The organism is Pseudomonas sp. M47T1 (genome assembly GCF_000263855.1).
Classification (GTDB): Bacteria; Pseudomonadota; Gammaproteobacteria; order Pseudomonadales; family Pseudomonadaceae; genus Aquipseudomonas.
On sequence record NZ_AJWX01000005.1, the window covers coordinates 53,836 to 68,687 of the forward strand.

Sequence of the window (14,852 nt, forward strand, 5' to 3'; positions counted from 1 at the left end):
CGCTATACCAGCAGGTCTTCGAAAAACGCACCGTACGCCAGCGTAGGGTGCGCGATCTGGATCTCCAGAATCCACAACCCCGACCCCGGCGCCTGCTCGAAATCGCCCAGGTTGCCGCCGCGGTAGATGGCATGGGGAAAATCGCTGACGCGGTGGCCCTTGATGTCCAGGTTGAGCACCCAGCCCATGTCCTGCGCCTGGGCTTGCGCGTAGTCATACAGCGCCTGGCCGGTGACTTGCTCGCCGCGCCACATGGCTTCCACGCGGTGGAACAGGGTTTTCGCCGCGGCCGCGCAGGCGACTTTCTGCGGGTCGTTGCCAGTGGTGAACGTGGCGCCGGCGTCGCCTTCATGGCCTTGCCACACAGCGCCCATGTCGAGGAAATAGATGTCGTCCTCGCCCAGCCGTGGGTCATCCTCGGAGCGCTGTTTGAAGGTCTTCAGGGTATTGGCGCCGAAACGCACCAACAGCGGGTGCCAGATGCGTTGCGTGTCCAGCGCGTCCAGCACCTGCTTGCCCAGGGCAGTGGCCTCGGACTCGCGCATGCCGGGCACGATGCGCTGGGACAACTGCTCGATGGCCTGCCAGGTCTTGGCCTGGGCGTGTTGCATGGACGCCACATTATAGGACGGGCCGACGGCCTCTTTGGAAAAGGTATTCATCACGGGGACTCCTGTTATCGTCTGGGTATCGCTGTATTGCTAACTATATAGCGATACCTTGCGCGCTAGATATCACAAAATGTTTAACTGCCTGTGAGGACTTCGCCAGTGCAGCCCGGGTAGGCTTGCCCATCGAAACAACGCCCTGCCTCGTGATCCGGTCGGAAAAAGGATATCGTCATGCTGCTGTTTATCGTTGTGTACCTGGCGGGTGTGATCAGCATCATCAGCCCGTGTATCTTGCCTGTGCTGCCCTTTGTATTCGCGCGCACCGGGCAGCCATTCGTCAAGAGCGGCCTGCCGCTGCTGGCAGGGATGGTCGTCACTTTCGCGCTGGTGGCCACCCTGGCGGCTGTCGGCGGCGCCTGGGCCGTGCAGGCGAACCAATACGGTCGCTGGATAGCCCTGGCCTTCATTGCCCTGTTTGGCCTGGCCCTGTTGTTGCCCAAGGTGGCCGACCACATCACCAGGCCCCTGGTGAGCGCGGGCAATCGCCTGTCTGAAGCCGCCGGCCATGACAGCCAGCCGCGCCCCGGTGCTTCGTTCCTGATTGGCGTGGCCACTGGCCTGCTGTGGGCACCGTGCGCCGGTCCGATCCTGGGTGGGGTGCTGGCCAGTGCCACGTTGCAAGGCGCCAATGTCGGCACTACCCTGCTGTTGCTGGCCTACGCGGCCGGGTCGGCCACCTCGCTGGCAGCGGCGCTGTTGCTGGGCGGCAAGGTGTTCAACGCGATGAAAAGCGCCTTGGGGGTGGGTGAATGGATTCGCCGCGGCCTGGGCGTGCTGATGCTGGCCGGTGCCGCGGCCATTGCCCTGGGGCTTGACACCGGGGTGCTGGCTCAGCTGTCCACCGCGTCCACCAATGACGTGGAGCAGCACTTGCTGGACAGCGTGATGGGCAAGAAAAACCGTATCACCCAGGCCGCCGCCGTCAAGGTAGGCGACAACCAGCCCCTGCCCGTGGAGGGCGACCTGCCGTCCCTGGACGGCGCCGTGCAGTGGATCAATTCCCCACCGCTGACCGCCGAATCGCTGAAGGGCAAGGTGGTGCTGGTGGATTTCTGGACCTACTCGTGCATCAACTGCCTGCGCACCCTGCCCTACCTCAAGGCCTGGGCCGCCAAGTACCACGACCAGGGCCTGGTGGTGATCGGTGTGCATGCGCCGGAATTCGCCTTCGAGCGTGACGTGGGCAATGTCACCGCCGCCATGAAGAAGCTGGGCATCACGTACCCGGTGGCCATCGACAACGACTACAAGATCTGGCGCGCCTTCGATAACGAATACTGGCCGGCGCATTACTTTGTCGACGCCCAGGGGCACATCCGTTACCACCACTTTGGCGAAGGCGAATACGACCAGTCCGAACGGGTTATCCAGCAACTGCTGCGCGAAGCCGGCCATGCCCAGGTCAGCAGCGACCTGGTGAAAACCGACGCCCAGGGTGTGCAACAGGCCGCTGACAACCAGGATATGCGCTCGCCGGAAACCTATGTGGGTTATCGCCGCTCGGAAAATTTCGCCTCCACCCCGGCGCTCACCCCCGACCGCGACGCCCACTACCAACTGCCCACCCAACCGCAACTGAACCAGTGGGGCGTGGAAGGCCAGTGGAAAATCGGCGCAGAACAGGCCACCCTCAGCCAGCCCAACGGCCGCATTGCTTACCGCTTCCAGGCCCGCGACCTGCACTTGGTGCTGGGCCCTGGCGCCCAGGGCAAGCCGATTCGGTTCAAGGTGATGATTGACGGCAAAGCCCCCGGCGACGCCCACGGCACCGACGTGGCGCCAGACGGCAGCGGCGAGGTCACCGAGCAGCGCCTGTACCAGTTGGTGCGCCAGCCGGGCGATGTCAGCCAGCATACCTTCAGCATCGAGTTCCTCGACTCCGGCGTGGCCGCCTACGCCTTCACGTTCGGTTGACCCCTGGTTCCCTGCCCCTTTCCTGCGCGTCGTTGCCCCTGAGGATTCGACGACGCACAGGCCTCCTCGCTGATTCAGCCAGCGCCTTGCAACCTTTCAGCCACCTGCTAGTGTCAAGTCGCGACGCACCAAGACTGGCACACTACCCTGGCATATGAAGGAGCATGCAGCCCATGGGCTACCGTTATTCGCTTGGCGCACTCACCCTTTCGCTTGCCCCCCTGCTGGCCCAGGCCGATAACGCCCGCGACTGGCAGAACACCCCGATCGACCTGAACCTGGTGTTTGGCTACTACAACCTGGTGGACAGCAACACGCCTATCGACAACGCACTGCCCATCAAGGGCCTGTCGGTGAATGCCGACGTCTATATCTTTCGCTACGCACGCTCCTTCGACGTGGCCGGGCGCAACACCGCCATCCAGTTGCTGCAACCCTATGCCGACGTCAGCGCCTCGTTCGACAACGGGCAGTTCTTCAACGGCACCCAGCATAACGGCGGCATGGGCGATACCACGCTGGTCCTGGCCCACAACTTCATCGGCGGCCCGGCGCTGACCGCCGAGCAGTTTGCCGGCTGGACCCCGGGCACTTTCCTGTCGGGTGCAGCCTACGTGACCATGCCCACGGGCGACTACGACAAGGACCGGGTGATCAACATCGGCTCCAACCGCTGGGTGTTCAAGCCTGAACTGGCGTTCGGCACCCCGTTCGGCCCCACTTGGCTGGAAATCAACGCCTACGCATCGCTGTATGGCGACAACCACGACTACATCGGTGACAACAAGCTGGAACAGAAGCCGCTGTACTCGATCGAGACCCACTACAGTTACACCATCAACCGCGCGCTGTGGGTGTCGGTGGACGGCACCTACACCCGTGGCGGCGAATCCCGCATCAACGGCGACTGGCAGGACAACAAGCAGGAAAGCGCCCTGGCCGGCGCCACCCTGGGGTTCAACCTGACCCCGCAATTCGGTGGCCTGGTGGCCTATTCCGACACCGTTTCCGAGCGTTCGGGGTCGCCCGACGTTAACACCTGGACCCTGCGACTGCAGTACGTCTGGTAACCGCAGAACAGCAATGACACCCACGGCCCGGCGCCCGCCACCATCGACGCTCTGCTGGACGACATCGCCACGCGCTACGGGTTAGAACTGCCCCTGGCAGGCCTGCTTCGCTGGGGCAAGGCCACTGCGGATGAAGGGGGTATCCAGGACGCGCTGTTGATCGGTGAAGAGCAGTTGGGCGGTTATACCTGCACCCACTATGCCTACTGCGGACCGGACGTGGACTGGCAACTCGCAAGGGCCCGACGCGCTGTAACCGCCGTGCCAGGCGCTTTGCCCCCCATCAATCAGCAGCATCGATAGTCACTATGCCCCCAGGTGGTTTTTGCCACGCGCCGGGCAGTCGTAAAGTTGGCTCCATGTTCTCCCCCACCCCCTCTGGAGCCTTACCATGAAATCTGTACTGACCTTCAGCGTTGCCCTGTCCCTGCTCGCCACCGGCAGCGCCTTTGCCTCCCCGCAGACCGTCACCAGCCATCCTCAGGCCGTTGTCGCCCAGGACGGCGCCGAACACGCCCGCGCCTACAACCAGCGCATGGCCCTGAACGGCAGCGACCGTAAGGCGCCGATCTATGTTGCAGAAGTGCGCAAGGAGTTCGGTTCCGACTACCAGCGCTATTGAGATGCAGGCCACGGCCAAAACCCGGTTCGGTGAACCGGGTTTTTTTGCGCCACATTCCAAATGTTACACGCCGGCGCGCCACACATTGTCTGCCCAACAAACCAGGCGGACACCGCAGATACCCCTGCAACGGCACGCTGAAAACAAACGGTAGAACCCGCTCCCACACGTTGGTTTCAAGCGTGCCGTTGCAGGGGTGTCTCCACGTCCGCCTGTGTGTTCCACGTCAGCAAAAGGAGATGAAATCCGCTCTTTCCAGCACGCCTGCCATACTGGTTCATGAGTGGACTGCCAAGAGAACGCTGCCATGCACCGCTGTGACGTACTGATCGTCGGCGCCGGGCCCACCGGCCTGGTCCTGGCCCTGTGGCTGGCGGCCCAGGGCATTCAGGCGCGCATCATCGAACAGGAGCAGCAACCCAGTGATACGTCGCGCGCACTGGCGGTGCAGGCACGCACGCTGGAGCTGTACCAGCAACTGGGGCTCAGCGAACACGTTCTGGCCCGCGGCCACACCGTGGCGGCCATCAACCTGTGGGTCAAGGGCGAGCCGGTGGCGCACTTGCCGTTCTCTCATATCGGCGAAGGGCTTACGCCCTACAGCTTCCTGGAAATCTACCCTCAGGACGAACATGAGCGGCTGCTGACCGAACAACTGCTGGCCCGTGGCATCAGCGTGGAGCGCGGGGTTACGCTGCGCGGCTTCGTTGATCAGGGTCCACACCTGCTGGCCCAGTTACAGCACCAGGACGGCCACCTCGAATCCTGCCAGGCCGCCTACCTGGCCGGCTGCGACGGCGCCCGCTCTACCGTGCGCCACGTCCTGGGCAGCGGCTTCCCCGGCGGCACTTACCAGCAGGTGTTCTACGTGGCCGACGTCTGCGGCCAGGGCCCGGCGTTCAATGGCGAACTGCATGTAGACCTGGACGAGGCCGACTTTCTTGCCGTGTTTCCCCTGGCCGGCAGCGGCCGGGCGCGCCTGATCGGCACCGTGCGCGACGAACGCGCGGCGCGCGCCGACACCCTGCGGTTCGAAGACATCAGCCGTCGCGCCATCGACCACCTGCAGGTACAGGTCGACCAGCTCAACTGGTTCTCCACCTACCATGTGCACCACCGGGTCACCGAACAGTTTCGCCAGGGCCGCGCCTTTCTGCTCGGGGACGCCGCGCACATCCACAGCCCGGCGGGCGGCCAGGGCATGAACACCGGCATCGGCGACGCCATCAACCTGGCCTGGAAGCTGGCCAGCGTGCTCAAGGGCCAGGCCGACCCGCAACTGCTGGACAGCTTCGAAATCGAACGCATCGGCTTTGCCCGGCAACTGGTGGCCACCACCGACCGGGTATTCACCTTCGCCACGGCCCAGGGCCCACTGGCCGACCTGTTGCGCACACGCCTGGCGCCCTTGCTTATCCCTCGCGCACTGGCCCTGGGGCCGGTGCGCGAATGGCTGTTTCGCACGGTGTCGCAACTCACCCTGAACTACCGGCAAAGCGCCCTCAGCGACGGCGTGGCCGGCCATGTGCACGGCGGCGACCGTCTGCCGTGGGTGGCGGTGGACGGCGTGGACAACTTCAACACCCTGCGTGCCATCGAATGGCAAGTGCACGTGTACGGCGACACGGAGGAACGCGTGCGCGCGGTGTGTGAGGTCGAAGGGTTGGGGCTGCACGTGTACCCCTGGCAGCAGGCCTATGGCCACGCCGGATTTGCCCGCAACGCGCTGTACCTGGTCCGGCCGGATGGCTATGTGGCGCTGGCCGCCGGCGATCACCAGGCATCAACACTCACCGACTACCTGGCGCGCAGCCCGCGCCGGCCACAATCCCTGTAGCACGTAAGGCATTGACGAATACAGCAGCGCAAGCTTTTACGGAACTGGCCTTTTGCCTTTATGTCTGACTCCCGGACAAAGGGAGTTTATGGTCATGCATACGTTGCACCGTTTTGAAATTCACTACCGCCTCCACGGCCGCCCGTGCCACTTCGTGCAACGGGACACGCTGATGACCGACGCCGACGCCTGGTACTACGCCTCGCTGCACTCGGGCACAGGCCTTGGCCTGCAGGTGGACAGTGGCTGCCAGGTTGCCTTGCGCCAGCAGGCCGGGGACGCGGGGCTGAGCGATGTGACGTGGGTGAAGTTGCCTTGATGGCGGCATTTCAGGACGCAGCCGACAGGGGCATCGTTGCCGCCCTACAAGGGCTCTGAAGACCCCGTGGGAGGTGACAAAACCGCGCTGGCTTTCCTAGTGCGGCATTGCCATCGTGCGGGGCGTGACCTTGTTCAATGCCTCGCTCACGGCCAACATGCTCGCCGCTTTCCAGCGTGGAAAAACCGTACAACCGCCCCTGATCAGCCCGGCCCCCACGGCCACATCCCCTGCGCTAACCCTCAAACAACCCGCTGACTAATGAGTCATTTTTCAGCCACATAGTCGTCTTTACGCCCCAAAGCCCGATGAACACTGGCCGCCGCCGACTATTATGTAGTGCCTCGAAAAATTCACTACAAAAGGTGTTGACGCCCTCTTCGTCACCTTGCATAGTGAGGCTGTCTCCCCGATCGGGAGCCAAGGCAAGGGTGTCAAAGCTGTACGACAAGCCGTCGTCCGGTTGCGTGATGTGTACTGCCCACAAGGCAGATTGATGAAAAGCTGACCGGCAGGTGGCCCATATCGGGCAAACCAGGCTGGCGAGACGATCTCAACATGCTTGTGGCTGACTGCAGTAACGTCATCCGTGGTATCGCTGAACCGTCGCGTCCTCCTCCCTGCTGTAGCGGCTTTCCCTCAACGCTACACACATCCCTCCCTGGTCATCTGCAACCGGCTTTTGCCTTGCAGCGCAGTGTATTGGCCGATTGGGGGCCATGTTTGAACTCATCACAGACAAGACGAAATAACAGTCGAAGGGGGCTTACATTATGAACTTGAACAATCAACCTACCATTGAAGAACTGGCTCAATTGTTCGCATCGCGCAAGGACACGCTGGACAACCACATCCTGTGGGTCTGCGAATCGGGCGAAGTTCATATCGATGGGATGGCTCGCCACGCAGGCGAGACCGAATTCGAACAAAGCAAGCCGACCATGCGGGCCCGGTTGCGCACCTACCGCCGCGGCCAGGGCTACATAGGCCGCAAGGCGGCAGCGGATCGCGAATTCCTGGGGCGCGTGCTGCACACCCTCAAGCATGAATGGCCGAACGCGCGTCAGGCGCGTCAGGTCAAGGTCATCGATCAGTACTGCTGATTGTTCATAACGCGGGGGCTGGCTTTCAAGCCAGCCCCCGCGTTATTGATGTCTCACGCCTGCCAGCCTTGATTGCGCTGTTCACGCACGGCCTGCCACTCGGCATAGGCCCACACCCCGGTGGCCAACAGTGCCCCGACCACCGCCAACCCCCAGTGGTGGCGTTCGCAAATACTGCACAGCACCTGCAGCGTCAGCAGGAAGATCCCTGCCCCCAGAAACGGTCGCGCCCCCCGGGGCGGTGGTGGCGTGTCATAGTCCTTCATGCGCGGGTGTTCCTTGTTCTTGTGATCAGCATTGACCCCACGTTACCACGCCAGCGGGATTCATACAGCGGGACCGAAACACGTCCAAAAAAGTGCACAGATGCTGCAACTTGAGGCACGATGCACACCTAGCCATCTATAAAATCAATAACACTGTGCACAATGAACACCGCTCCACATGCCGCCTGCCCTGTTTTTTCCGCGCTGCGCGCTGGCCCGTAACTTGCTCTGCCAAGGCCCGTCAACCCCATGATTGCCTGCGGAGAATAACAATGAGTTTGGTAGGCATTGGCGCATCGGCCGCCTGTTACCTGATGCTGCGCGTGGGCAGCCCACAGCGCGCGAACACCGTGACGCAACTGTGAGCCTAACCGTCGAACAGATCCTGGCGCTGCCGGGCCTTGAGGAAATGACCCTGCGCGCTGGCAGACGCCAGTGCCATCGCAGCGTGCGCTGGTCGTACGTGGCGGAAAATCAGGGCATTGCCGACTGGGTGATGGGCGGCGAGCTGGTGTTTGTCACCGGCATCAACCTGGCCCGTGATGAAGCCAACCTGCTGCGCCTGGTGCGCGAAGGCGAACACTGTGGCATCGCCGGCCTGGTGATTCTCACCGGCGACGCCTTCATCCAGCGTATTCCCGCGTCCGTGGTGGCGCTCGCCGAAACCCTGGGCCTGCCGCTGATCGAGCAGCCCTACGCGCTGAAGATGGTGATTGTCACGCACCTGATCGGCACGTCACTGGTGCAAATGGCCCAGGTTCGCCGCTCGCACCATGACATCCTTGGGCAACTGCTCAGCGGTGACTACCCCGGCATCGCCATCGTGCGCCAACGCGCGGCGCACTTGCAGTTGCCACTGGAAGGACCGCGCCGGGTGCTGGTGGTGCGCCTGTCGAATCAGGCCGCGCTGTTCGAGCAACAGCCGCCCGCCGATGCCGAACGCCAGCTGCAGCAATATCGCCAGGTTCTTGAAGACCAACTGGGGGCCTGGAACAACGACCGCGCCGCGCCCTTGCCCGTGGTCAGCCAGGGCGAACTGCTGGTGCTGCTGTTGAGCGGCGACGCCGACCCGCGCAGCCAACTGGCACCGCTTTACCGGGATCTGCTGGGCCTGTGCGCGCCCATGACGCTGTTCATGGGCCTGTCGACCCTGGTCCACGACCCCGCCCACTACCGCCAGGCCTTGAGCGAAGCACGCCAGGCCCTGGAAGTGGCCGAGCACCTGCTTCCTGCCCATGGCCTGTGCGACTTCAACGAGCTGGGTGTGTTGCGCCTGTTGCAGGCGATTCCCGATCGCCAAGTGGTCGACACCTTCGTCCGCCAGACCCTGGGGCCGTTGCAGGAAAACGGCCGCAAGCAACCCCAGACCCTGCTATACACCCTGGACGCATTGCTTCAGGAAAACGGCAACGGCCTCAAGGCGGCGCACCGCCTGGGCATTCACCGCAATACCCTGAACCAGCGGCTGCAACGCATTGAACACCTCAGCGGGCAGTTGCTCGACGATCCCCTTTTCCGCATGAACGCTTCGGTGGCGCTGCTGGTGTGGCGTATGGCCGAGGCCCAGTTACAGGACCGCCCATGAACATCATCAACGCTACCCTGCGCAAACGCCAAGGCCTGTTCACCGTGACGTGCGACGGTGGCCGCATCAGCGCCATCACCGCCCAGCCCGACCTGCTGCTTGCCAAGGACGATGACATCGACGCTGCTGGCCAGTTGCTGATCGCGCCACTGGTGGAGCCACACATCCATCTGGACGCCACCCTTACCGCCGGTGATCCGCAGTGGAACATGAGCGGTACGCTGTTCGAAGGCATCGAACGCTGGGGCCAGCGCAAGGCAACCATCACCCACGAGGACACCAAGGCGCGGGCGCACACCACCATTCGCATGCTGGCCGAGCACGGCATCCAGCACGTGCGCACCCACATCGACGTTACCGACCCCACCCTGGGCGCACTCAAGGCCATGCTCGAGGTGCGCGAAGAGGCCCGCCACCTGGTAGACCTGCAAATCGTCGCGTTTCCCCAGGAAGGCATCGAGTCCTACGACAACGGGCGCGCGCTGATGGAGCAAGCCATCGAGCTGGGCGCCGACGTAGTGGGCGGAATTCCGCATTTCGAGAACACCCGCGAGCAAGGTGTCAGCTCGATCAAGTTCCTGATGGACCTGGCCGAGCGCAGGGGTTGCCTGGTAGACGTGCATTGCGATGAAACCGATGACCCCCATTCGCGCTTCCTCGAAGTGCTGGCCGAAGAAGCCCGGGTGCGAGGCATGGGCAGCCGTGTCACGGCCAGCCATACCACCGCCATGGGCTCCTACGACAATGCCTATTGCTCCAAGCTGTTTCGCCTGCTCAAGCATTCGGGGATCAATTTTGTCTCCTGTCCCACCGAAAGCATCCACCTGCAAGGCCGCTTCGACACCTTCCCCAAGCGCCGTGGCGTTACCCGCGTGGCGGAAATCGACCGGGCGGGCATGAACGTGTGCTTTGGCCAGGACTCCATCAAAGACCCCTGGTACCCCCTGGGCAATGGCAACATCCTGCGCGTGCTGGACGCCGGCCTGCACATCTGCCACATGATGGGCTTTGAAGACCTGGCCCGCAGCCTGGACCTGGTCACCGACAACAGCGCCCGCACGCTGAACCTGGGCGAGCGCTACGGCATCGAAGTGGGCCGCCCGGCCAACCTGGTGATCCTGGACGCCGAAAGCGACTACGAAGCCGTGCGCCGCCAGGCCAAGGCGCGGGTGTCGATCCGTGGCGGCCAAGTCCTGATGACGCGCGTACCCGAGCGCGTTGAGTTCGCCTGACGTTCACGTAGGATCTTTTGCGCGTTCGAGCGCCCCGCGCCATCCTGACCTGGAACACACAGGGCGGACAGTGGAGACACCACTGCAACGGCACGCTTGAAACAAACGTGTGGCAGCGGGTTCTACCCGCGAAACGCCGCGCGGGCGGCGCGCGGTTTCATGGGCACCGTTGAAACATCGACAGGCACCTGGCAGCCATCACCCGACCACGCGCCAAACCTGTAGCCGCAGGCTGCGCCAGCGCTTATAAAACGCCAGCAACCGCAGCGGTGACAGGTTTTCATCAACCAGGGGTATTACAAAACGTTTCGTGACGGGCACAATGACGGGACCGGCAACACAAGGAACCTGACAGTGACCGACCACCGCACCACCCCCGCGACCTGGATTGCCCTGCTGGTCGCGGTGACGTTCTTCATGGAAAACCTCGACGCCACGGTCATCAGCACCGCCCTTCCGGACATCGCCCGGCAATTCGGCAAGGCCCCCGTGGACCTCAACATCGGCATCAGCGCCTACCTGCTGGCGGTGGCGATTTTCATTCCGCTGTCGGGCTGGGTGGCTGACCGTTTCGGCACCCGCCGGGTGTTTTCCTGTGCCATCAGCCTGTTTACCCTGGCCTCCCTGTGGTGCGGCCTGAGCCAGAGCCTGGAAGGCTTCGTGGCGGCGCGCGTGCTGCAAGGCATCGGCGGCGCCATGATGGTGCCCGTTGGCCGGCTGGCCGTGTTGCGCACCACCGAGAAGAAAGACCTGGTGAAAATGATCGCGGTCATCACTTGGCCAGGCCTGGTGGCACCCATCCTCGGCCCCCCACTGGGCGGCCTGATTGTCACCCATGCCTCCTGGCCATGGATTTTCTACGTCAACCTGCCGCTGGGCGCCATGGCCCTGGGCTGCGCCCTGTGGCTGGTGCCCAAGGGCCACGCGGAAAACAATCGGCCCTTCGACAGCGTCGGCTTCCTGCTATTGGCCGGTGCCTGCGCCGCGTCCATGCTGGGCCTGGAATGGCTGGGCGGGGCCGACCACATGGGCACCGGCTTTGGCCTGCTGGTGGCCGGCGGCGTGCTGGCGGTCTTGGCCATCCGCCATTGCCGCAGTCACCCTTCGCCACTGCTGCCCCTGGGGCCAGTAGCGATCGACACCTTCAGGGTCAGCATTTTCGGTGGTTCGCTGTTCCGCGTGGCCATCAGCGCCCTGCCGTTTTTGCTGCCACTGCTGTTCCAGGTGGGCTTCGGTTTTTCACCGGTGTACGCCGGTAGCCTGGTACTGGCGGTGTTCGCCGGCAACCTGGCGATGAAACCCTTCACCACCGCCATCATGCGCCGCTACGGCTTTCGCCGCGTGCTGCTGGTCAATGGCCTGATCGGCGTGGCGTCGATTGCTGCCTGCGCGTTGTTCAGCGCCGCCACACCCTGGCCGCTGGTGGTGCTGGTGCTGTTCATCGGCGGCCTGTCACGCTCAATGCAGTTCACTTGCTACAACTCCATCGGCTTTGCCGACGTGCCCAAGGACCGCATGAGCGAGGCTTCGACGCTGTTCAGCATGTTCTTCCAGCTGGGCATGGGTGTGGGGGTGGTGGCGGCGGCCTTGCTGCTGCGCCTGTCCATGAGCGTCCAGGGCCATGCGGCGCAGGCTCAGCCCAGCGACTTCCGCGTGGCCTTCCTGGGCATCGCGGTGCTGGGCCTGATTGCGCTGGTGGATGCACTGAAACTGCCGCGCCAGGCGGGCGAGCAGGTGTTACAGGGCTGACCGGTGATCAGCGACGGGCGGCCATGATGCGCAGTTCCAGGTACTGCAACAGCATGATGGTCTTGCCGTCGACGATCTGGCCATTGCTGACCATGGCCAGCGCCTGGTCAAAGCCCAGTTCCAGCACTTCGATGTCCTCGCCTTCGGCTTCCAGCCCGCCGCCATCATTGACCCGGTCGCTGTCCTCGTATTCACCGATGAAAAAGTGAATGCGCTCGGTCACGGCGCCAGGGCTCATGAAGGCCTCGTAGATTTTTTCGATGGCCTTGACCCGGTAACCGGTCTCCTCCTCCACCTCCAGGCGAATGCGTGCCTCGGGGCTGGCGTTGTCCAGCAGCCCGGCGGCCGTCTCGATCAGGTAGCCGTCGCCGCCGTTGAGGAACGTTGGCAAGCGGAACTGACTGATCAGCACCACGGTGCGCCGCTCCAGGTTGTACAGCAGGATGGTGGCGCCATTGCCGCGGTCATAAACCTCGCGAGTCTGGGTTTGCCAGCTGCCGTCACGGCGGCGCAGGTCAAAGGTGTATGTGTTCAGCAGGTACCAGTTGTCCGAGAGCAGTACCTTGCCCGTGATGCGCACAGGGCTGTCAGCCATGGGGTGTCCTTAGTGGAAGTGATCGGCAAGGGCTCAGGGTTACCTGCCGCCAGTGCCGCCGTCAAGCATCGGGGCCAGCGGACACACCGCTTGCGCCCGCTCGCTCAACGCCTGGCGCAGCCGCTGCAACTGGGCGATGCGCTCATCGATGGCGGCCAGTTTTTGCGCGAACACCACCGCCAACCGCTCCACCGGTTCGTCGCTGGCCTGCCACAGGGCCGGCAGGTTCTCGCCCACCTCGGCCAGGCTGAAACCCAATTGCTGAGCGGTACGAATGTACAACACCAACTGCACAGTCTGCGCAGGGTAGTGCCGATACCCATTGGCGCTGCGGGTAGCGCGAATCAGGCCGCGCTCCTCGTAGAAACGCAGCGCATCGCAACTGACCCCGGCGGCCTTGGCCAACTGACCTATCTTCATGGCTTCCCCTTGACCCTGGACCTAGCACCAGGGTTTAGCCTGGCGATCCTATCACTACGCAAGGGCTTCACAATGGATACCTCTCGCTACCTGCGCCTGGTGCGCGCCAGTGCCTGGTACGACCTGATCGCCACCGGCGCCTTCATGACGCCGTGGAGTATGCGCTGGCTGTTCGAGCAGATTGCACAACTGTCGACGCGCCTGGGCCTGGGCCAGGCCGAACCGCTGCTGGACCCAACTCACATGCTGCTGGCCAACCTGCTGGGCAGCGTGGTGGTGGTCTGGGCCATGCTGCGCCTGCGGCATACGCGGCCCGAACATGGCGTTTACGACGGCGTGGCGCGAGGGTTGTTTGCCCTGTGGCAAACCGTGGCGGTGATCAAGGGGGCCACGCCGTTGATTCTGGTGTTTACGGTGATGGAGGTTGTTTTTGGGGGGCTGCAACTGGCGCCTTATTTGTCTGCAGCAATCGTTCGCTCCAGATCTGCCGCGTAACTGCGGGCCGGCGGCTACGACGACTGCGCCTGCGCGTTCAAATCAATTTCCTCATCCGCCAACGCCTGCGGCAACGAGGCCCGCAGGTGGTCAACCCAGGTGCGAATCTTGGCGTCCAGGTACAACCGCGACGGGTAGATGGCGTACAGGTTCAGGCGCTGCAACCGGTACCCCGGCAACACCCGCACCAATTCGCCGCTACGCAGGCCGTCGATGGCCGAGTAGCTGGGCAGCACGCCAATGCCCATGCCACTGCGGATGGCCACGCGCATGGCGTCGATGGCGTTCACCTGAAAGGGTGACGCGCGCAGCGAGGGCACCACCGGGCCTTCCGGCCCCTCGAACTGCCAGCGGTTGTCGGGGTAGGCCACGCTGCTCATCAGCAGGCAATCATGACGTTCAAGCTCGCTGGGCGTCTGCGGCATGCCGCGCCGCTGCACATAGCGCGGCGCCGCGCACAGCACGCTGTAGATGGTGCCCAGGCGCTGGGAGATATAGCCTGAGTCGGGCAGTTGCGCGGCCAGCACGATGGATACGTCAAAGCCTTCCTCGATCAGGTCGGGCACGCGATTGCTCAAGTGCAAGTCAAAACTGACCTCGGGAAAGCGCTCGCGGTACTCGGCCATGGCTTCGATCACGTAGTGCATGCCGATGCCGGCCATGGCATGCACCTTGAGGCTGCCCGCCGCGTAGTCCTGGGTGGCTTCGGCCTCGGCTTCGGCCTCAGCCACCGAGGCCAATATGCCTTCGCAGCGCAGGTAATAGCGCTTGCCGGCCTCAGTCATGGCGATGCGCCGGGTGGTGCGGTTGAGCAAGCGCGTGCGCAGGTGGGTTTCCAGGTTGGAGACGGCCCGCGACAGGTTGGCGGTGGTGGTGTTCATCTGCTCGGCGGCCACGGTGAAACTGCCGGTTTGCGCCACGCAGACAAAGGCGCGCATGTATTGAAGAATGTTCATTGCGTGAAATGCCACTCA

Annotated in this window: 15 protein-coding genes and 1 pseudogene; 11 read left to right on the forward strand and 5 right to left on the reverse strand. The window is 63.5% G+C overall.

Going from position 1 to position 14,852, the window contains the following annotated elements; genetic code table 11:
• Positions 1-2 precede the first annotated feature (2 nt).
• Entirely contained in the window at positions 3-662 is a 660-nt protein-coding gene (locus PMM47T1_RS07730; protein ID WP_008367383.1) for a M24 family metallopeptidase, read from the reverse strand.
• A gap of 180 nt (positions 663-842) precedes the next feature.
• Between PMM47T1_RS07730 and PMM47T1_RS07735 the strand changes: the two genes are divergently transcribed.
• From PMM47T1_RS07735 to PMM47T1_RS07760, 7 genes and pseudogenes are all read left to right on the forward strand, one after another.
• Entirely contained in the window at positions 843-2,585 is a 1,743-nt protein-coding gene (locus tag PMM47T1_RS07735) for a cytochrome c biogenesis protein DipZ (protein ID WP_008367384.1), read from the forward strand.
• A 173-nt stretch (positions 2,586-2,758) separates the two neighbouring features.
• Positions 2,759-3,655 (forward strand): transporter, encoded by an 897-nt coding sequence (locus PMM47T1_RS07740; protein WP_008367387.1) that lies wholly within the window; start codon positions 2,759-2,761, stop codon positions 3,653-3,655.
• Positions 3,656-3,694: 39 nt separating this feature from the next.
• Positions 3,695-3,958, forward strand: a pseudogene (locus PMM47T1_RS30790) (DUF2092 domain-containing protein); the annotation flags it as partial.
• 88 nt (positions 3,959-4,046) lie between these two features.
• Positions 4,047-4,277: a hypothetical protein gene (locus PMM47T1_RS28610; protein WP_008367391.1), complete on the forward strand. Its 231-nt coding sequence runs from the start codon at positions 4,047-4,049 to the stop codon at positions 4,275-4,277.
• 307 nt (positions 4,278-4,584) lie between these two features.
• Positions 4,585-6,114 carry an FAD-dependent monooxygenase gene (locus PMM47T1_RS07750; RefSeq protein WP_008367393.1) on the forward strand — a complete coding sequence of 510 codons (1,530 nt, stop codon included), beginning with the start codon at positions 4,585-4,587 and terminating at the stop codon, positions 6,112-6,114.
• A gap of 94 nt (positions 6,115-6,208) precedes the next feature.
• Positions 6,209-6,433, forward strand: a complete 225-nt coding sequence (locus PMM47T1_RS07755; RefSeq protein ID WP_008367395.1) for a DUF6555 family protein — start codon at positions 6,209-6,211, stop codon at positions 6,431-6,433.
• A gap of 773 nt (positions 6,434-7,206) precedes the next feature.
• Entirely contained in the window at positions 7,207-7,536 is a 330-nt protein-coding gene (locus PMM47T1_RS07760) for a hypothetical protein (protein ID WP_008367397.1), read from the forward strand.
• A gap of 53 nt (positions 7,537-7,589) precedes the next feature.
• Here PMM47T1_RS07760 and PMM47T1_RS07765 read toward each other — a convergent pair whose 3' ends face one another.
• Entirely contained in the window at positions 7,590-7,802 is a 213-nt protein-coding gene (locus tag PMM47T1_RS07765) for a hypothetical protein (RefSeq protein ID WP_008367398.1), read from the reverse strand.
• A 361-nt stretch (positions 7,803-8,163) separates the two neighbouring features.
• On the opposite strand from PMM47T1_RS07765, the gene PMM47T1_RS07770 reads away from it, so the two are divergent.
• The 3 genes from PMM47T1_RS07770 (at position 8,164) to PMM47T1_RS07780 (ending at position 12,368) form a co-directional block, all read left to right on the forward strand.
• Complete coding sequence (locus PMM47T1_RS07770; RefSeq protein ID WP_008367400.1) at positions 8,164-9,387, forward strand: PucR family transcriptional regulator; 1,224 nt, start codon at positions 8,164-8,166, stop codon at positions 9,385-9,387.
• The gene (codA, locus tag PMM47T1_RS07775) at positions 9,384-10,619 is read left to right on the forward strand and encodes a cytosine deaminase (RefSeq protein WP_008367402.1); all 1,236 of its coding nucleotides are present in this window, start codon (positions 9,384-9,386) and stop codon (positions 10,617-10,619) included. The genes PMM47T1_RS07770 and codA overlap by 4 nt, the downstream gene beginning before the upstream one ends.
• 348 nt (positions 10,620-10,967) lie before the next feature.
• Positions 10,968-12,368 carry an MFS transporter gene (locus PMM47T1_RS07780; RefSeq protein ID WP_443216084.1) on the forward strand — a complete coding sequence of 467 codons (1,401 nt, stop codon included), beginning with the start codon at positions 10,968-10,970 and terminating at the stop codon, positions 12,366-12,368.
• Between the two features lie 7 nt (positions 12,369-12,375).
• On the opposite strand, the gene PMM47T1_RS07785 is transcribed toward PMM47T1_RS07780, so the two are convergent.
• Both PMM47T1_RS07785 and PMM47T1_RS07790 read right to left on the reverse strand, forming a co-directional pair.
• Positions 12,376-12,963 (reverse strand): NUDIX domain-containing protein, encoded by a 588-nt coding sequence (locus tag PMM47T1_RS07785; protein WP_008367406.1) that lies wholly within the window; start codon positions 12,961-12,963, stop codon positions 12,376-12,378.
• A gap of 39 nt (positions 12,964-13,002) precedes the next feature.
• On the reverse strand, positions 13,003-13,383 hold the full coding sequence (locus PMM47T1_RS07790) for a MerR family transcriptional regulator (RefSeq protein WP_008367408.1): 381 nt from the start codon (positions 13,381-13,383) through the stop codon (positions 13,003-13,005).
• A gap of 72 nt (positions 13,384-13,455) precedes the next feature.
• Between PMM47T1_RS07790 and PMM47T1_RS07795 the strand changes: the two genes are divergently transcribed.
• The gene (locus tag PMM47T1_RS07795; RefSeq protein WP_008367410.1) at positions 13,456-13,878 is read left to right on the forward strand and encodes a hypothetical protein; all 423 of its coding nucleotides are present in this window, start codon (positions 13,456-13,458) and stop codon (positions 13,876-13,878) included.
• A 14-nt stretch (positions 13,879-13,892) separates the two neighbouring features.
• Here PMM47T1_RS07795 and PMM47T1_RS07800 read toward each other — a convergent pair whose 3' ends face one another.
• A complete protein-coding gene (locus PMM47T1_RS07800; RefSeq protein WP_008367411.1) occupies positions 13,893-14,834 on the reverse strand; it encodes a LysR family transcriptional regulator in 942 nt (313 codons plus the stop codon).
• Between the last annotated feature and the right edge of the window lie 18 nt (positions 14,835-14,852).